Annotated in this window: 20 protein-coding genes; 8 read left to right on the forward strand and 12 right to left on the reverse strand. The window is 52.7% G+C overall.

The features are described 5' to 3' along the window. Positions 1–237 precede the first annotated feature (237 nt). From A3L12_RS04830 to A3L12_RS04845, 3 genes are all read left to right on the forward strand, one after another. Positions 238–759, forward strand: a complete 522-nt coding sequence (locus tag A3L12_RS04830; RefSeq protein ID WP_088882564.1) for a hypothetical protein — start codon at positions 238–240, stop codon at positions 757–759. Positions 760–763: 4 nt separating this feature from the next. Then, entirely contained in the window at positions 764–1,366 is a 603-nt protein-coding gene (locus A3L12_RS04835) for a hypothetical protein (protein WP_157726699.1), read from the forward strand. A gap of 559 nt (positions 1,367–1,925) precedes the next feature. Continuing rightward, on the forward strand, positions 1,926–3,023 hold the full coding sequence (locus tag A3L12_RS04845) for a hypothetical protein (protein ID WP_157726700.1): 1,098 nt from the start codon (positions 1,926–1,928) through the stop codon (positions 3,021–3,023). Here A3L12_RS04845 and A3L12_RS04850 read toward each other — a convergent pair. Then, on the reverse strand, positions 3,001–3,294 hold the full coding sequence (locus A3L12_RS04850) for a hypothetical protein (RefSeq protein WP_335755167.1): 294 nt from the start codon (positions 3,292–3,294) through the stop codon (positions 3,001–3,003). The two genes, A3L12_RS04845 and A3L12_RS04850, sit on opposite strands and share 23 nt — an antisense overlap. A gap of 228 nt (positions 3,295–3,522) precedes the next feature. Here A3L12_RS04850 and A3L12_RS04855 point away from each other — a divergent pair, with 228 nt between their 5' ends. From A3L12_RS04855 to A3L12_RS04865, 3 genes are all read left to right on the forward strand, one after another. Continuing rightward, positions 3,523–4,296 (forward strand): S-methyl-5'-thioadenosine phosphorylase, encoded by a 774-nt coding sequence (locus A3L12_RS04855; RefSeq protein ID WP_088882568.1) that lies wholly within the window; start codon positions 3,523–3,525, stop codon positions 4,294–4,296. Positions 4,297–4,401: 105 nt separating this feature from the next. Continuing rightward, complete coding sequence (locus tag A3L12_RS04860) at positions 4,402–5,730, forward strand: hypothetical protein (RefSeq protein ID WP_232462916.1); 1,329 nt, start codon at positions 4,402–4,404, stop codon at positions 5,728–5,730. A 70-nt stretch (positions 5,731–5,800) separates the two neighbouring features. Continuing rightward, the gene (locus tag A3L12_RS04865) at positions 5,801–6,259 is read left to right on the forward strand and encodes a hypothetical protein (protein WP_088882569.1); all 459 of its coding nucleotides are present in this window, start codon (positions 5,801–5,803) and stop codon (positions 6,257–6,259) included. A gap of 336 nt (positions 6,260–6,595) precedes the next feature. Here A3L12_RS04865 and glp read toward each other — a convergent pair whose 3' ends face one another. Then, positions 6,596–7,786, reverse strand: a complete 1,191-nt coding sequence (glp, locus tag A3L12_RS04870) for a gephyrin-like molybdotransferase Glp (RefSeq protein ID WP_088882570.1) — start codon at positions 7,784–7,786, stop codon at positions 6,596–6,598. 1 nt (position 7,787) lies between these two features. After that, positions 7,788–8,303 carry a molybdenum cofactor biosynthesis protein B gene (locus A3L12_RS04875; protein WP_088882571.1) on the reverse strand — a complete coding sequence of 172 codons (516 nt, stop codon included), beginning with the start codon at positions 8,301–8,303 and terminating at the stop codon, positions 7,788–7,790. Positions 8,304–8,387: 84 nt separating this feature from the next. Between A3L12_RS04875 and A3L12_RS04880 the strand changes: the two genes are divergently transcribed. Continuing rightward, positions 8,388–8,981, forward strand: a complete 594-nt coding sequence (locus A3L12_RS04880; protein WP_088882572.1) for an adenosylcobinamide amidohydrolase — start codon at positions 8,388–8,390, stop codon at positions 8,979–8,981. Position 8,982: 1 nt separating this feature from the next. Here the strand turns inward: A3L12_RS04880 and cobT are convergent, their stop codons facing one another. Then, on the reverse strand, positions 8,983–9,996 hold the full coding sequence (gene cobT, locus A3L12_RS04885) for a nicotinate mononucleotide-dependent phosphoribosyltransferase CobT (RefSeq protein ID WP_088882573.1): 1,014 nt from the start codon (positions 9,994–9,996) through the stop codon (positions 8,983–8,985). Between the two features lie 68 nt (positions 9,997–10,064). Here cobT and A3L12_RS04890 point away from each other — a divergent pair, with 68 nt between their 5' ends. Further along, the gene (locus tag A3L12_RS04890) at positions 10,065–11,519 is read left to right on the forward strand and encodes a cobyric acid synthase (protein WP_088882574.1); all 1,455 of its coding nucleotides are present in this window, start codon (positions 10,065–10,067) and stop codon (positions 11,517–11,519) included. Between the two features lie 32 nt (positions 11,520–11,551). Here A3L12_RS04890 and A3L12_RS04895 read toward each other — a convergent pair whose 3' ends face one another. From A3L12_RS04895 to A3L12_RS04925, 8 genes are all read right to left on the reverse strand, one after another. After that, complete coding sequence (locus A3L12_RS04895; RefSeq protein ID WP_088882575.1) at positions 11,552–12,088, reverse strand: NTP transferase domain-containing protein; 537 nt, start codon at positions 12,086–12,088, stop codon at positions 11,552–11,554. A 19-nt stretch (positions 12,089–12,107) separates the two neighbouring features. Next, complete coding sequence (locus A3L12_RS04900) at positions 12,108–12,560, reverse strand: metal-dependent transcriptional regulator (RefSeq protein WP_088882576.1); 453 nt, start codon at positions 12,558–12,560, stop codon at positions 12,108–12,110. A gap of 275 nt (positions 12,561–12,835) precedes the next feature. Then, on the reverse strand, positions 12,836–13,150 hold the full coding sequence (locus A3L12_RS08350) for a hypothetical protein (RefSeq protein WP_198300080.1): 315 nt from the start codon (positions 13,148–13,150) through the stop codon (positions 12,836–12,838). Next, the gene (locus tag A3L12_RS08500; protein ID WP_198300026.1) at positions 13,044–13,634 is read right to left on the reverse strand and encodes a bile acid:sodium symporter; all 591 of its coding nucleotides are present in this window, start codon (positions 13,632–13,634) and stop codon (positions 13,044–13,046) included. Before A3L12_RS08500 ends, A3L12_RS08350 begins: the two co-directional genes overlap by 107 nt. A gap of 192 nt (positions 13,635–13,826) precedes the next feature. Beyond that, on the reverse strand, positions 13,827–14,276 hold the full coding sequence (locus tag A3L12_RS04910; protein WP_088882577.1) for a universal stress protein: 450 nt from the start codon (positions 14,274–14,276) through the stop codon (positions 13,827–13,829). A gap of 296 nt (positions 14,277–14,572) precedes the next feature. Further along, complete coding sequence (cobS, locus tag A3L12_RS04915; protein WP_088882578.1) at positions 14,573–15,268, reverse strand: adenosylcobinamide-GDP ribazoletransferase; 696 nt, start codon at positions 15,266–15,268, stop codon at positions 14,573–14,575. After that, positions 15,265–15,678 (reverse strand): alpha-ribazole phosphatase CobZ, encoded by a 414-nt coding sequence (gene cobZ / locus A3L12_RS04920; protein WP_088882579.1) that lies wholly within the window; start codon positions 15,676–15,678, stop codon positions 15,265–15,267. The genes cobS and cobZ overlap by 4 nt, the downstream gene beginning before the upstream one ends. Continuing rightward, positions 15,675–16,334 (reverse strand): ATP pyrophosphatase, encoded by a 660-nt coding sequence (locus tag A3L12_RS04925; protein WP_088882580.1) that lies wholly within the window; start codon positions 16,332–16,334, stop codon positions 15,675–15,677. Before A3L12_RS04925 ends, cobZ begins: the two co-directional genes overlap by 4 nt. Positions 16,335–16,336: the final 2 nt, after the last annotated feature.

The raw sequence follows: 16,336 nt of genomic DNA on the forward strand, positions 1-16,336 counted from the left end.
TGGTCGGCTGGCAATCGAGGTGGCCGGTATGTTGGGGGAAATAGTGGGGGTTGCATCAACGTTAGCTGATTTGGCGCCCGTAATGTTGGTGATTTCAGACTATGTTAGGGTCCCAACCCCCTCAGATGGGGGATAACGTTGGAACTCTAACACAGGAGCCTTGCTGGGAGCAGTGTTTGGATTTACATTCGGGGTTTTATCTATGAACACACTGGAATACCGTGAGGGGGTGTGTGCATGAGGTTAAGGGGTCTTGTTGTTTACCTCGCTTCCCTTTTCCTTTTGTACGTGTCCATCAGGGACGTTGGAAGAGTCCTTGTCTTCGTGAGTATGAGCCTTTCAGGGCTTTACGTTTGGGCGATCGTCCTGTGGATGGTACTTCGTTATCCCGAAGAGGAGTATCCGGGGTTAATTCACATTATCCTGGGGGCGGATCTGATTACAATATTCGCCAGCGCCTTTTTTATAGGAGTCGTCAAAGCAATTTATCTCCTGATGATGCTGGCTGCCCTCCACACCTTCGTTCTACTAACCGATTATGGACTCTGCAAGGGACGGCTGGCTTCGAACGGCGAGTCGAGAATATGGCGTGTCACGCCGCTATTTTTGGTGATGATTTTAGGACCTTTCTTCATGCTCGGTGTTTACGAGAACAACTGGGGTCTGGCGGTCGGTTCGCTGGTAGCGGCGCTCGGTATGTACCTGCTGTTCGTGGACTTGAGGGAGGAGTTCAGTTCAGGGATCAGCCTGTGGGGGTGATGTGGTGGATTTAAACAGACTCCCGGACACTCGATTGCTTTTCCACCTTACAATTTTCATTGAACTTGTGATCGCGGTGATGTCCTTCTATTTTACTGAAATTTCATATCCGTACTGGTGGGCTGATTTTACTGCAAATTCATATTCGGGCTGGTGGGCTTATACGTTTGCGGGTGTTAGTATGATACTACTAATGACGTACAAACTTTCTAAAGCTTCTTCCAAAGAAGAGTTCCTTGAGGGGCTGGTGGTCATTCCTCCCGGTGTCCTGTTAATCTTGGCACTGTGGTTAAAGGTGTGCCTCTTGGTACTGTGGTTAAAAGTGTACCCTTACTTAAATGGTCACTTGGTGGGTTTTTATCTGGTGTCCTCCATGTTCCTGCTGTTTGTTTTCATAATACTGCTTAGAAGCAACTTAAGCCCATTAAAGACAATGGCCTCTGCTTTACTCAAGGACCTTAGTATCAAATGCTTGTTCCTTTACCACTTATCCTGGGTTCTGGTTTCATGGGTTCTCTTCTACAAGTACTACTTCATACCTGTAACCTACTCCATGACAATGCAATTCTTCATTTATTATGCTGCAGAACTTATAACCTCAAAATAAGAAAGTCTCCGATGGTCTTTTGGCTCCTAAATCTGAATCCCGCGAAGACATTTCCCCCTTTTTCTGAAATATGGAAATTAAACCTGCCAAGGCTTATCCCGGCAGCGTATGGTTAAAATTGTTGCTTTTAATTAGCGCTTCTTTGGAAGCCCTTCCCACATACATTGTTATGAGGATCATGATAAGGAGTCCAAAAAGCATGAAAAGTGCTGCTCTTGGAGTATTCCATTCAACCCCCTTCCGTGATAAGCCGACCCAGAAGATCACAAAAAGAAACAGATCAAAAAGAAACAGATAGTAAAAGAGAAAACGGTGATAAACTCTTATTACGCGATTTCTGAATTATTATACAAGCCCAGTAAAGCCCTAAAATATCCTACTGCTCATCCGTAGTATACTTACTATGACCCAAAAAATTTATAAACATTGAATTTCAACATACCAATGAAAAAATTTATAAACATTAAAGTTTAACGTATCAATGCATAATCTACAAGGAGGTTCCACAATGTGGAGGAAATTCTTGAGTTTGCTATTGGGGTTATTAATTTTAGGAGTGATGGATATAAGAACTTCAAGCACAACATTGGAAGGAGTGAACATGAGAGCTTCAAACACAACGCCGGCTGTATATTACGTTGGATCGCCAGAAGTGGCGGCCATTGTTCAGAAAGCCGGGTTTAATAAGGTATCTACTCTGAATGGCTTCAAAGCATTATCCGGAGAAGAGGGGATTATTATCATAAACCGAAGTCTCAATGAGAATGAGGTTGATCTGGGTGAAGCATTGAAGAGGGGATTTGTCATTGTAACCATTGGAGAGGATGCCCTTTACCAGATGAGGCGAACTCTCTTAAAGATGAATTGCCCCTCAGTGGACTTTTATTATTCAGACTCCCGCGGAAAGTTAGTTAGAACCAAGGTTTATGCCTACAAACTCATGAAAAAACTTCCGAACGGAAAGTGTAGAATTTATATAAAGGGGTATGCCGGAAACTTAACCCCAGGGATGTTAAGGACTGCCGCTTTTGAAGCCTTAAGTACCGGGGGCAACTGGGTGACGAATAGTTATATAAGCTGGAGTTCCTATGATGCATGGAAACCATTCGGTAGACTGAACATTGAACACAGGTTAATGTACTATACCGATGATCCTTGGAGTGATATGGATTTATGGGCAGTGCGGGCAACAACTCAAATCATATCCGGGCGTGAATTGGGATGGTCTTACTTTAAAAATGATTATCTGGAGAACACGTATTCCCTTAAAAAATACACGGATATTTATGAACTGAGGGATTACGATCCGACTTCAATTTCAAATGTTGGGGCAAGTGTGGGGGTGAGTCTTGGTTGGGGTTCAGTAAGTCCAGATCTTTCATGGAGTTACTCGGGCAATTACATATGTGAAATAACAGATCACAGTGATTTTGGTGTAGATGTGGCAAGATGGAATCATGACTTTTGCAGTTGGGGAAGTTATGGAACAGTAAAAACTATCAAAATAGAGCCGGGATTCGAGTTTACGGTGTCCCCGGAAACAACGGGAAAGCAGGAGTGGAAAATTACTGCTGGATGGGTGATGGATGAAGGCTCATGGCATCTTACCGTAGAGAGAACCCTCGTAATAGTGTTCACACTTGCATATTATAGCTAGCCGCTATATCCGTTGGCCTGACATAGTTCCTTATGTCCACGACTCCATCTATGCTCCCCTTCGCCAGGTATGCCAGCTCCACGGCAACTGCACCCAAGAGCCGGGTTCTCTTGATTTTTGTTAAGATTCCACTTCCCCTTCCTCTCGTGTATAAATCCAGGGCAATAAGTCTTTCATTCAGGGGTCTAACATGTATCTTCCTTCCGTTCAGGTACGCACCCTCTCCGGGAATCCCCTCATAGGCATCCCTGGTTATAAATTCGTATATCATGGCATAGAGTGGCGTTTCTCCCTTGAAAACAGTAAGGCTGAACCCAAACACGGGGATCGGGATTAAAACGCCGGGGATTGAAAGAAAATTAGATGCTCCCGGACGCTTATTTCCCTGTTCAGGGACTTTCCGGCTTTGTGGCCGATTAAGAATCGAAGCTATCGCCTGCCTGCCAGCTTAAAGGCAATCCTTAAATAATTCGGGGTTTATCTTGACACGGTGATGTCCATGCCAAAGATAGGAATAATAGGAGGTTCCGGCGTTTACGGCGTCTTCGAGCCCAGAGAGAGGATAAAGATACACACGCCCTACGGAAGGCCTTCGGCCCCGGTGGAGATTGGCGAGGTCGAGGGCGTTGAGGTTGCCTTCATACCGAGACACGGGAAGCACCACGAGTTCCCGCCCCACGAGGTCCCCTACAGGGCGAACATCTGGGCCCTGAAAGAACTCGGCGTCGAGCGCGTTATCGGGATAACCGCCGTAGGTTCCCTTAGGGAGGAGTACAGGCCCGGAGATATAGTTATAACCGATCAGTTCATCGACTTCACGAAAAAGCGCGAGTACACCTTTTATGACGGTCCGAGGGTGGCCCACGTTTCGATGGCCGATCCCTTCTGCCCCGAGCTGAGGGGAATATTCTACGAAACCGCTAAGGAACTCGGCTTCCCCGTACACGAGAAGGGTACCTACGTCTGCATCGAGGGCCCGAGGTTCTCGACGAGGGCCGAGAGCTTCATGTTCAGGCAGTACGCCCACATCATCGGCATGACCCTCGTGCCAGAGATAAACCTCGCGAGGGAGCTTGGAATGTGCTACGCCAACATTGCGACCGTTACTGATTACGACGTATGGGCCGATAAGCCCGTAGATGCCCAGGAAGTGCTGAAGGTTATGAATGAAAACAACTATAAGGTTCAGGAGCTTCTCAAGAGGGCGATACCGAAGATCCCGGAGGAGAGAAACTGCGGCTGCGCTGACGTGCTGAAGAGCATGTTCGTTTAGCCCTTCGTAAGCGTAAGGTTTATATGGTCTTTTGATATTTTTATTACTGGGCGTTGCAATGTGGAACTTTCCCGGAAATCGATTGGATTATTGTTTGGGGTGTTGGTGATTGTCGCTTCACTCCCGGTGCTGGCTTATATGCAACGAAATCCCGGCGTCGAGTTTGTGCTGGTCGATGAGAGAAACCGCCCCCTTACGGAGATCTCCGGGAACGTTGAGGTTCAGGTTCAGGTGGATGCGCTGATGCCAACAGAGGAAGTTTACGAAACAATTGTCTATGTGACCCTAAAAAAGCCGGGCTACCTCAGGTTCTGGGATTCCGGGAACGCCCTTAAAATACCCCTGAGCGATGGGAAACTTCGGGGGATGCTCTCAAAGTGGAGGAAGGAGTATCCGAAGGGGATCGGCTCTGCCTTCGTGATATCCACATGGGTTGTTGACCATGAAGCCGGCAAAGTTTATAGGGGCTTTGCCGTGGTCAACTACAACACGGAGGAGATCGAAAAGGGATTTAAGAAGGTCGTGAAGTTCAACCTTAGCGAGGGGGATCTTCCCGGAAACGTTTCGACTCAGGGCTCCAGCGGGCGGTTCTATTACTGGAAGACCGACTGGGGCCTCTCGTGGGTGCCTTCCGACTACGTAAGGGTTCCCGTGCTGATCGTCAACAACAAACACTCCCGCTCGGGGATTGTTAATGCATGGGTCGATATTGTACATGACTACATCACGGGGTTTGGGCTTACCGTGGCGTACGGCTACAAAATTTCGGAAAAAGAGACCCCGCGCCTTGACATCTATGGGGATGACTTCTACTCCATCTCAAACAGGTTCTACTTCACCGAGGGCCTCCTGCTCGGGCCTGAACAGAGAGGACACATCTACATTTACGCAAAGCCCTACCACCTGCACCAGAGGGAATACTACTGCACGGCGAGTCTTGAAAACTGCGTCCCCACGGGTAATGAGAGGATTCAAGAGGGCTTTAATGGCGTAAAAACCGAAGGGGATAGGATCGTAGGAGGGAGTGCTGACGATCTCCCGGATCCGGGAATTATGGAGCCCCTTCTAAGCGGGACTCAGATGAGCTACGCAACGACACTCGGAGTTAACGATTCAGAACCCCTCTTCCGCCTGATCTCGGACGCTTCCGGCTCCTGTTCGGTGGATTTTGGCATCGGGGCTCCCGTTGGGGCTCTCGCCGTGGCTCTGAGCGGTGGCGCCGTCCCCCCATGGGCCGCGGGATTGAGCGCCGGGATACACTACGCATCTTCAACTTCCTTCGAGGTTTACGGCGGGATGCAGAACTATGGAGAATGGTCGGGTACGGGTGAAAATGTTCCTGAGTCCATCTACATGGGTGTTAGCCGTTACACCTACCACGTGGGGGCATGTGATACCAAAGTGCCCGTTGGGATCTACATAGAGGCCGGATAAAGTTATATTAGCGTGTGTTGGCTGTGTAGGAGGGGTGGCTTACCGTATCCATCAGCGGGGGTGATGTGGCATGAAAGAACTGGGGGGTATTGTCCTTCGGCTGTTTATACTTTTGTTTTTTGGTGGTGTTGCCGTTTATGCAACGATTGAATACTCCAGTGTTACACCGTTGTTGTGGCTTGTCTTCTGGTTCGTTCTGGGGTATGCTGTAAAAAAACTCGCCTTTGGGGGTATTGCAGGTGCAGAGGAGTATTCCGAGAGGGCATACATGACGGGATACGTTTTACTTGGGATTGGCATGGTGGTCTATCTCCTAAAAGGTGGAACTCTCGAGAGCGATGCGTTTCCGTTTGTGCTGGCTATCTTACTGACGTATGCTGTTTCTCCACTATCCATAAAGTTGGTGGGGCTTGAGAACGTAACCTATATTGGGGATTTAAAAGATCTTGCAAAACTAATTTTGGCCGCTTTGATATCTCTTGCCGTGGGATTGGCCCTTTCCTTTCTTGTTTTTAGTGCTGTGCGTTGAATATCCTAACAAGACAGGCAAATGGTCTCTGCGCCATCCAGTGGCGGAAAAGAAAAGCCCCAAAACCCGCTCCGTGGTGGGACACCTTTATATATTCCTCCGCCCATCCATCAATGCCCCCGCGCGAGGACCCCGGGGACAATGAACCGGGGGGCGATGTGGGGGCTACAGCTCGGCCCCAGCGAGGTCCCCGCGGGAGGGCCTTCCGCGTTACGGAGCACGATGACCGCGGGAAACCCGGGCCGAGTACAGGACGGCCCGCCCGGGTTAACCCGTCCGAGTTCGCCGAAGGGCACCGATGAGGGCGGGGGTTAAGGGCGGGCCATAGTTCCCGATTTAGTAGAGCACTACCTCCACGGTTTCACCTTCAAGGTAGCCCTCGCTGTCCTCGGGTATCTCGAGGTAGGCGTTGCTCTCCGTCAGGGAACTTATCAGCCCGCTTCCCCTCTTCTTCAGGGGTCTTACGATGCCGTTCTCGTAGCGGACCCTAACGAACTCGTAGCGTCCGAGCTGGCTCGAAACCCGTTCCGCGAGCTTCCCCCGTACCTTGACCTCGTAGTCCCTGACTCCGGTGAGCTTTGCAAGGGCGTGCTTCACGTAGAGGTGGAACTGGACGAAGGCGCCCACTGGGTAACCGCTCATCACGAAGACCCTCTCGCCGTAGCCCATCGGTCTTCCCGGTTTTATCGTGGTTCCGTGGAAAAGGAGCCTGATGAAGCGGTGGGCAAAGTCGGTATCCCCGAAAGCCGATCCACCGGTGATAAGAACGAGGTCGTTCTCCCGCTTCGCCCTCTCGAGGGTTTCTCTTATTGCCCCCTCGTCGTCCGGAAGAACGCCGTAGAAAACCGGTTCGCCGAAGTACTGCCTCACGAGGCCTTCCAGCATGATGGAGTTGCTCTCGAGGATCTTCCCGGACTGAAGCGCCTTCTCGTCGAACTCCTCCACCAGCTCGTTGCCGGTTACTATTATCCCGACGCGGGGCTTTCTCTTCACCCTCACCCTCTTAAAGCCCAGATTTTTGAGGAGTGCCAGATCCTGAGGTCTGAGAACCTGACCCTTCCTCAGGACGGTCTCTCCCTTTCCGACGTCCTCCCCGGCGAAGGACACGTTCTGGCCCGGTGCGACCGGCCTGAGAACCCGTATGACGTTCCCCTCGCGCTCGGCCATCTCCTGCATCAGGACCGCGTTCGCTCCTTCGGGCATTTTGGAGCCCGTCGTGAGCTTTACGGCCGTTCCGGGTTCGACCCTTTCCCGGCTCTCCTCCCCGGCGGTGATCTCGTCAACGACCCTCAGCTCGACGGGTCTGTACTCCCTCGCCTGAAACGTGTCCTCGGCCCTCACCGCGTAGCCGTCGACGGCTGACCTGTCGAAGGGAGGGCTGGCGATGGGGGAAACCACGTCTTCAGCGAGCACCCTTCCGAGGGCCTTTTCGAGTTCGACCTCTTCGCCATCGGGGATTTCCTTCAGGTCGTTGAGCAGAAGACTTAGGGCCTCGCGGTAGGCTATTAAGCGTTTGAACTCCTTCATCTCACTCCCCCCCGTGCTTCAGAACGTGACCCGCTTCCCTGAGTATGATCTTTATCCCGGTCTTTGCCGCCCCGAGGCTTCCGGGCAGGCAGAACACCGCCATAACCCTTCCGGAGCTCCTTACGATTCCAGCGGTCGCCCGGCTTAGAATGGCCGCGGTTCCGATTTCCTCGTAGCTGAGCAGCCTGAAGACCTCGCCGAAGCCGACCAGTTCCTTATCGAACAGGGGTCTGAGGCTCTCGACCGTAACGTCTCTGGTGGTTATTCCGGTTCCCCCCGAGGTAACCACAACGTCCGCCCCCTTCCTGAAGGCATCGACCACCGCGCCTATTATCTCCATCTTCTCGTCTGGAACAACCCTGTAGAGAACCCTTTCGTGACCGGCATCTTCAAGTTCCCTGACGAGGAACTTTCCGCTCGTGTCCTCCTTTTCGCCCCTGCTCGCAGTGTCGCTGACCGTTACAACCGCGAATCTGAACTTTTTAGGGGCTTTCCTCCTGTGCTCTTCAACGCCCATACTACCACCGGTCGAACTTGGTCGCGAACTTAATAACCTTTTAGTAGGGGCAAGCGTTATATTCCCGCCGGTTGAGGTGCACTCATGGAGTTCCAGCACTTCATAAGACCCTTCGAACGGCCGATGCTCGCCCTGAGCAACGCACCGCACAGGGGAGGATTAACCAGAGCCAGCGGCTTCTTCTTCATGATGGTTCCCAAAAACTACTCCGGAGACTACAGGAGGGACTGTGCGGCCTTTGAAAGGGAGCAGAAACTCGAAAACTTCGTGGGCTTCATGACGGCGGCCAAGGTCAGGGAAATCCTTTCCACGGCCAGAAGCGGGAGCGTTACCGCCTACGTGACCGCGGGAATAACCAACCCCGCCATAGCCGGCGAGGAACCTCCCCCTTGGAAGCCCGGAACTATAAACATGGCCATAGTGATAGAGGACGGTCTGACCGTCGGTGCGATGGCCAACGCCATAATGACGGCAACCGAGGCAAAGACCTACACCCTTCTAAAACTCGGCTACAACGCCACCGGAACAACGAGCGACGGTATCGGGGTTTTCAGCTTCGAGGGGGAGAAGGAATGGGCCGGAACGGCCACCCCTCTGGGGGTTAATATCGGAAGGGCCGTCAGGAGGGCACTCGAGGAGAGCCTTCGGAAGTGGGAGGAAAAGAGGAGTGGGAGATAAACTATCCTGAGGTTCCCTTGAGCTTCATGAGCCTTTCGTAGAGCTCTTCGACCTTCTTCGAGACCTCCTTCGGCGAAAAGCCCGATTTCACGGCGAGCCACGTCGCCCCTCCGGCTCCCACGCCCTCCTTGACGTAGCCCCTCTCGTAGTCCCTCAGGCCCTTGAACCTGCTCCCTGAAAAGTCCAGATCGGCCGCGTAGGTGATTATCCCTATCTCCTTCGCCGTTTCGATGAAGGTGGCGCTTCTGTCCATCACAACCCATTTCGTCGTCGCTATCATGAACCTGCTCAGGCCCTCACCGAGGGCTTTGAGGAGCGCCGCGATGGCCAGCATCTGGGTTCCACCGGCAAGGGTCACGTTTCTCCTGAAGCCGAGGGACAGGCCGAGAACGGTGGCCATCATCGGATCCCCGAACTGCCTCAGGGCTTCGAGCGGGTTGTCCTTAAGGTCCCCGGCCTTTATCCCAAGCCTTGCGAAGGCCTCGCTGATGACCCTCTCCTTGAGCTCCTGCGGGTTGTTTGGAGAGGCCGAGGAGGTTCTCGCCCCGTAGCCGAGGGCCCGGAGAAGGGCCTGAGCGGTCGTCGTCCCCCCCGGGGTGGACTCCCCTATTACAAGCTCCTCAACGGGTAGCCTTTCGAGTTCCCTCCCGAGGAGCTTCGCCCTCTCGATTATCTCCCCGAACTCCGGCAGGGCCGGTTCCCTCCTGAAGTCCCTTCCAACGGCGTCGCTGATGTGCACGTGCGGAACGCTGGGAGCTAAGTAGGTCCCACCCCTCACCACCAGAAGGGGGAAGCTGGAGAGTTCCCTCGCGGCCTTGGTGATTATCGCCGGGGTCGGGTGCCCCTCCGGGGTTACGGGGATCTCATCGATCGTCAGGGGCTTCTCGTGGAAGAGATACTCCGCATCAGCCACTGGAGTGAGCTTCGTAAGTTCCGGCGTGGCCCCGGCAACGCTTATTCCGGGGACGGTGCTTACTTCGGTGTTTCCGATGACGAGAAGGAAGAGGCTGTCCATGTTATCACCGATGGACGTTTTATCCAAGGGTTTATATACTCTTTCCCCGACTTTCTCCGGTGGGTGAAGTGGGAAAGGCCCTTATGGTTCTGGGAACTTCCTCCGGAGCCGGCAAATCCCTCCTCGTAACGGCCCTGTGCCGGATACTCTCTAACAGGGGCTACGATGTGGTTCCCTTCAAGAGCCAGAACATGAGCCTCAACTCCGCCCCGAGCATCGAGGGGGGCGAGATAAGCCGCGCCCAGTACCTTCAGGCGCTGGCCTGCCGGAAGAAGCCGAGCGTGAGGTTCAACCCGATTCTCCTGAAGCCGGAAGGGGGAATGAGGAGTCAGGTCGTCTTCATGGGAAAGCCCATCGGCAGCGCCTCAGCGCGCGATTACATGCTCTCACGCAAGGAGGAGCTCTTCGGGAAGGCCATGGAGGTTCTCGATCGCCTCAAGGAGGAGCACGATGTGGTCCTGATCGAGGGCGCCGGCAGTCCCGTGGAGATAAACCTCAGGGACTACGACATAGCGAACACCCGCGTAATGCTCCACGCCAGCGCCCGGGGAATCCTCGTCACGGACATAGACCGGGGAGGGAGCTTCGCGAGCATCGTGGGCACGATGGAACTCCTAAGACCAGAGGAAAGGGATTCCCTCATGGGCTTCGTCTTCAACAGGTTCCGCGGGGACGCTTCCCTCCTGAAGCCGGGCTTCGACTACCTCGAGGAGAGATACGGGAAGCCGACCCTCGGGGTTATTCCGTACGTCGAACACCGCCTCCCGGAGGAGGATTCCCTATCGGAGTTCCCAAAGGTGAAGGGCGAGCTCCACATACAGATCGTAAAGCTCCCCCACATAAGCAACTTCACCGACTTCGAGCCCCTCCAATGGGCCAACGGCGTTGACTACGTCACCGACCCCGGGGAGCTCGGGGGAGACCTCATCATCCTCCCCGGGAGCAAGAACACCGTTGAGGACCTCCTCTGGCTCAGGCGGAATGGGTTTGAGGAGGCCATACTGGAGGCGCATCGGGAGGGCTCTTTCGTGGTGGGGATCTGCGGGGGCTTCCAGATGCTCGGTGAGACGATAAGGGATGAAGTGGAATCCAAGCGCGGAAGGGTGAGGGGCATCGGCCTGCTACCGGCCAGAACGGTCTTCGAGGAAACCAAAAGGACGAACCATCTAACAGCCGAGGTCCTGTGGGAACCTGCCGGGGGGATGGCCGTTGAGGGCTACGAGATACGCTTTGGGAGGAGCTTCTCAAGGAGACCCTTCTCCTTTATAAGGTCCGTCAACGGGAAGAAGACCTTTGAGCCGGAGGGGGCGATCGGCGAGAGGGCCTTCGGGACCTACCTCCACGGGATCTTCCATAACCTCGAATTCACCGAAAGGTTCCTCAACTTCCTCAGGAGGGAGAAGGGCCTGGAGCCGGTTTCCATCGGGGAATGGAGCATCGAGGAGGAGATAGAAAGGTTTTCCCGGGTGGTGGAAAGACACCTCGATGTGGATAGGATCATAGAAGAGGGCCTTCAGAGGTAATTCCCGGGGCTTTCAGGCTCCTCTGGGGCGTCTTAGCCCACCAGTCCGGCTATCCTCCGGGCGAGTTCGAGGTCTTTTGGGGTGTTGACGTTCAGGGCCAGAAGGGGGTTGCTCAGCTCAAAGAACCTCTCCCCTTCGGTCCCAACGACGTTCAAACCGGTTATGGCGTAACCCCTGTAGGTGAGGGGTTTCAGGTCCTTCGGAATTATACTAAGAGGAAGAACCCCGGTCAGGCTCGTCCTTCCATCGAAGGCCCCCTTCAGGGCCTGAAAATCGCTCCCCTTTACGAAGGGCAGGTCCGCCGAGACGCTGAGGAACGGTCCGAGCTCGCGGAGGATGTAGGCGATGTCCTCGACGTAGCCCCTCCCGGGCGTTTCCAGGAAGGGAAGCCCCTCGCTGAGACACAGCCCCCTCGTCTTAGGGGTGTTCCTCGAGAGGGCAACTACGCTATCGTCCACCTTTTCGGCTTCCCCGTAAACCCTCAGGAGCATCGGAACTTTGCCAACTTTCAGGACGGGTTTTTCGGTCCCCATCCTGCTCGACCGCCCGCCGGCCATTATGACTATCATGGGAGACCCCTGAACCGGTTTATTCTGATTTACGTTTAGGGCATTCCGGTAGTTTGCCCGTTTCATAGTACTCTTTAAATTTTTTTAGGCATAATGGATCCTTGCGGGTTTTCATGAACTTGACAAACTTTGCAATCCTGTCTGTAACTTCGCGGCTCACCGCGTGCTCAATTATGCATGCCTCTCTGTCAGCGATTTCCTCGTCAATGCCGAGTATGATGAGGAATTCTCGCAGTGCTTTATGTTTTTTCGATAGTTCGATCGCCAGTTTCTTTCCCTTTTCTGTGAGCGTCACCCCTCCGTATTTTTCATAGTTTACATACCCTTCCTCACTTAGTTTCCTGAACATTTCCGAGACCGTGGAGGCCCCCACGCCAAGGAGCTGTGAAACGTCCTTTACTCTGGCGTAACCTTTCTTCTCAACCACTTCATAAATCGTCTCTACATATTCTTCAACCCTCCTCGTCACCATTTCTTCTCACCGCATTCGATGATTCAAATATCGTTGTTAACAATTAATTGTGAAAACTGTATTTAATTATTTTCCATGCCGGGGGTTAAAGCAGCCCTTGCTACAGAATCGGGCGTGTTCTTAGGTCAGGCATCCCTCCCATCTTCCTTTGTCCACCATTATTATATCCCCTGCGGCAGAACTTATCCCCCTACCAATCCCTACCTTCTCTCATCAGACCCCTTTGAAAAAGAGTAAACGAAGAGTTAAATTGGAAAAACATTCGGTTCTCGTCTCTATTCCTTCCACCACTCTTTTATTTTCCGTGCAAGTTTTAGGTAGCCAACGAGGAAGGGTATTTGCAGTATTGGTGTTATTGCAGGGGGAATTGCCATTAACCCCGTTCCTGCAGTCATGGCGATTGCCATTGCCGTTCCTTCGTTTTTCCCAACGGACGTGAAAACTATACTCATATGGTCCTCGTAACTTAGCCCTATTTTCTTATCAAAGAACGTCAAAAACAAAAGTGTGATGGCATAGTATAATGCCAGAGGTACCATTGCAATTCCCACCGCACCTGGCTTGGCGGCCACGAGCTTTGCCTTTTCCATAGAATATAAGGGTCACTATTGCGAACATACCCAGTATCGATATGGAAGGGAACAGGGGCCTTATCTTTTCAAAGCCCTCAACTCCCATCTTTCTCAAGAGAGCAACTCTTGTGAGATAGCCAAAGAACAAGGGTATAAACACGACGATGATTATTGTCTTTATCAAAAGCCATGCGGAAATGGTAAGATGATAGCTACTTGCGAACACTTTTAGCCAGCCCGGAACCGTTACGATTGCGAGTGTGAAACTCAGGGCAACAACAATGGTAGCCAGTTCCAGGTTGCCGTCGGATAGACCCGTGTAAGCGATCGCCATTGACGAACATGGGACGACCATGGCGAGGGTGAGACCGAGGGATAGGGTTGGATTTATATGGAATAGCAAATTCAGGCCAAAGATTAGCAGCGGGGCAAAGACGAGGCCTATTATCAGAGCTATCAATATCTGCTTTCCAGATTTTGCGGCCTCTCCCAGTGGCTTCAATATTAAGAGTGATCATCATCGGATAAATCATACTGATGACCACGATCATGTTCAATGTCTTGAACGTACTGGAGTACTCTTCTGGATTGATGTGCCTTCCTGTAACGAACCCGACTATCATGGCAATGGTAACGTACAGGATCAGGAATCTATCCAGATGGTCCTTTAACTTCACTAAGCGACTCATCCTTATCACCTCACCACTAAAACCGGCGTTTTGGCATGAGCTACCACATTTTCAACGGTTGAACCAAGCAAGCGTTCAACTACTTCCGAGACGGTCCCTTTGCCTGTGGAACCAAGGACTATGAGGGAGACATTTTCCTCTTCTGCCGCCTTCACTATCTCCGCACAGGGCTTTCCCATCCTTACTGAGAGCTTTGTTTTCAGTCCATGAGAACGGAGGTTTTCTTCTATCCCTTTCAGTTTCTTCATTGTTTCATCCTTTATTTTTTCCATTATTTGCTCCGTATCCATACCCTCAAGTGAATAAACATCTTCATAGGCTTCCAGATAGACAAGGTCTATGACATGGAGTATCACAACCTCTTCGGTTCCCGCTTCCTTCAATTTTTTTACGTATTCCAGCGCCTTTTCCGCATCCTCGGAAAAATCTGTCGGATATAATATTTTCTTAAACATCTTCCTCACCTTCTAAAACCAACTACCACACCTTTTTTCCTATGCGTTAGAGATGCCAGAGGCATTCCGTTCATCATTGTTCGCACCTTCTGTTTGGAATGTCATATCTGTCACGGTTGTTTTGAGTATATAAAGCTTTCGGTCTACCGAATTAGATACGACAACCTGAACATTGAATGTACATGGACCGCCAAGCAGAACCACTTCAGGGTCTTTCGATGGATAACTGGAGCTTCAATACGAATGGGGAAGATACGGATGCCTGACAACCAGAGGGCCCAGAACTTTCAAGACTATCATAGGTAAGCCCACGCAAGGGCCATCCCCATCAACGCTCCGGTCCGTGATACCTCCGCCACGGCCCCGATGCAGTCCCCGTTCAGACCTCCGAAGTTTTTGAGGGACAGCCTTATGACGTAACCACCGGCCAAAAGGCCCGCGAGCGAGGCCATGGAGCGGGGCTCGTAAAGGACAAGCGGAAGGAACAGAAGGGCGTAGAGAATTATTCCAAGAACGAGCCGCTTTTTCTCCATCCCTTCCATGAAATACGCCCCCAGCCCTTCCCCGAGGGGCCTCTTCGTTGCAAGGGCGAGAAGCATGGCGAACTTGGAGTTCAACTCGGCCAGATAGAGGCCGTAGAAGGGGATCAATGGAAGGGAGTAAACCTGCAGGAGCAGGACCATCACCACGGCGAAGATACCCGCTATCCCGGTGTTCAGGTCCTTCATGGCCCTTAACTTCCTCTCCCGGTCGCCTTTGGCCATTATTCCATCGGCCCAGTCGGCTAAGCCGTCGAGGTGCAGCAGACCGATCGTCAGGTAGAGTCCGAGAACCGCGAAGAGGCTTTCCGGCGGGATCCTCAGGTAGAGCACCACCGTCGGGAGCGCCGATGTTACGATGGCGAGCAGCGGAAGGGCCCAGAGTTCTTCCTGGATCCTTTCGAAGTTTCCGGAGATGGGTATCCTCGTGAAGAAGGGGATAAGGTCCCTCATTCGTCGCCACCTTCGAAGAGCCTCGTCATGCACCCGGCTATGAAGCCGCCGATGGCATCGTCCAGAAAGGGCGGTAGATCGGCCAGAATACCCGGCTTTTTGGTGTCGTAGTTGAAGAAGTTGAAGAGCGCCATCTTCCCGCCTATGTACTCCGCTATGTCTATCCCTATGAGCTCGTCAGCCACAAGAATCACGGGGTCGCCCTCGACGTGAAAGTTCTCCTCGAGGAGCAGCGCCGCCGCAAGGAGGGAACGGACGTTTATATCCTCGAGGTAGCGGAGCATCGTCTCCCTCAGCGGTTCCCTAAACTTATCTGCGTTTTCGCCCGTGTAGAGCTCTAAAGCAGTGCCTATCATCCCCTCGAGGGTTATTCCCATGGATTCAAGCTTCCTCAGGATTTCCGCGGTCATCGTCTCACCAGCCCGAACCTCAGCCACGTGTACCTCTCGCTTTCCTCCACCTTCAGGGGCCTCAGCCCAAAGCTTCCCTCGAAGAGCGGACACCTCAGAACGACCGTGTGGAACTCGCCGAACTCCCCGACCGGATCTATCTTAGGGTTGGCCTCGAGAAAGCGTTCCAGATCCTCGGCGGAGCGGAAGGTGTAGCCGAGCCATCTCCCGGAAAGTTTCCCCTTCCTGACGGCGATTATGGCGTATTCAAACCCCCCATCGAGCATCTCCCCCGCGAGCTCGAGGGTGTCCCTGCCCCAGAGCGGTTCAAGGACTTTTAAGCCAGCCCCTTCGGCCAGCGTTTTGACCCACTCGAGGTGGTCCTCGAGCAGTACATCGCCCGCTATCAGGTAATCCACACCGAGGGAAGCCATGAAATCCGCCAGAGCCTCGCTCCCCTTCCTCATGTCAAAAACGAGGAGTTTCTTTCCCATCGCCCCGGCGAGCTTTTTAAGTTCGCTCAGGTTCTCGTAGTGTGGCGAGAGGCCGATGGTTGTCTTGAGGACGAGGAGGTAAGGAACAGCTATTCCTTTCTTTTCGGCTAGATGGGTTGCGTAAAGCCCGTCCTTGCCTCCCGAGAAGAAGGCGACCCCCTTTGAACCCTCACCCGATACCATTT

The organism is Thermococcus sp. P6 (assembly GCF_002214525.1).
Taxonomy (GTDB): domain Archaea; phylum Methanobacteriota_B; class Thermococci; order Thermococcales; family Thermococcaceae; genus Thermococcus.

Bases quoted from the DNA above. Each gene is read 5' to 3' on its own strand.
- A3L12_RS04850 (WP_335755167.1), bottom strand. From the start codon at position 3,294: ATGATATACGAATTTATAACCAGGGATGCCTATGAGGGGATTCCCGGA.
- A3L12_RS04865 (WP_088882569.1), top strand. From the start codon at position 5,801: ATGAAAGAACTGGGGGGTATTGTCCTTCGGCTGTTTATACTTTTGTTT.
- A3L12_RS04880 (WP_088882572.1), top strand. From the start codon at position 8,388: ATGGAGTTCCAGCACTTCATAAGACCCTTCGAACGGCCGATGCTCGCC.
- A3L12_RS04895 (WP_088882575.1), bottom strand. From the start codon at position 12,088: ATGATAGTCATAATGGCCGGCGGGCGGTCGAGCAGGATGGGGACCGAA.
- glp (WP_088882570.1), bottom strand. From the start codon at position 7,786: ATGAAGGAGTTCAAACGCTTAATAGCCTACCGCGAGGCCCTAAGTCTT.
- A3L12_RS04830 (WP_088882564.1), top strand. From the start codon at position 238: ATGAGGTTAAGGGGTCTTGTTGTTTACCTCGCTTCCCTTTTCCTTTTG.
- A3L12_RS08350 (WP_198300080.1), bottom strand. From the start codon at position 13,150: ATGGAAAAGGCAAAGCTCGTGGCCGCCAAGCCAGGTGCGGTGGGAATT.
- A3L12_RS04900 (WP_088882576.1), bottom strand. From the start codon at position 12,560: ATGGTGACGAGGAGGGTTGAAGAATATGTAGAGACGATTTATGAAGTG.
- A3L12_RS04875 (WP_088882571.1), bottom strand. From the start codon at position 8,303: ATGGGCGTTGAAGAGCACAGGAGGAAAGCCCCTAAAAAGTTCAGATTC.
- A3L12_RS04845 (WP_157726700.1), top strand. From the start codon at position 1,926: ATGGATATAAGAACTTCAAGCACAACATTGGAAGGAGTGAACATGAGA.
- cobZ (WP_088882579.1), bottom strand. From the start codon at position 15,678: ATGACCGCGGAAATCCTGAGGAAGCTTGAATCCATGGGAATAACCCTC.
- A3L12_RS04910 (WP_088882577.1), bottom strand. From the start codon at position 14,276: ATGTTTAAGAAAATATTATATCCGACAGATTTTTCCGAGGATGCGGAA.
- A3L12_RS04925 (WP_088882580.1), bottom strand. From the start codon at position 16,334: ATGGTATCGGGTGAGGGTTCAAAGGGGGTCGCCTTCTTCTCGGGAGGC.
- cobT (WP_088882573.1), bottom strand. From the start codon at position 9,996: ATGGACAGCCTCTTCCTTCTCGTCATCGGAAACACCGAAGTAAGCACC.
- cobS (WP_088882578.1), bottom strand. From the start codon at position 15,268: ATGAGGGACCTTATCCCCTTCTTCACGAGGATACCCATCTCCGGAAAC.
- A3L12_RS04855 (WP_088882568.1), top strand. From the start codon at position 3,523: ATGCCAAAGATAGGAATAATAGGAGGTTCCGGCGTTTACGGCGTCTTC.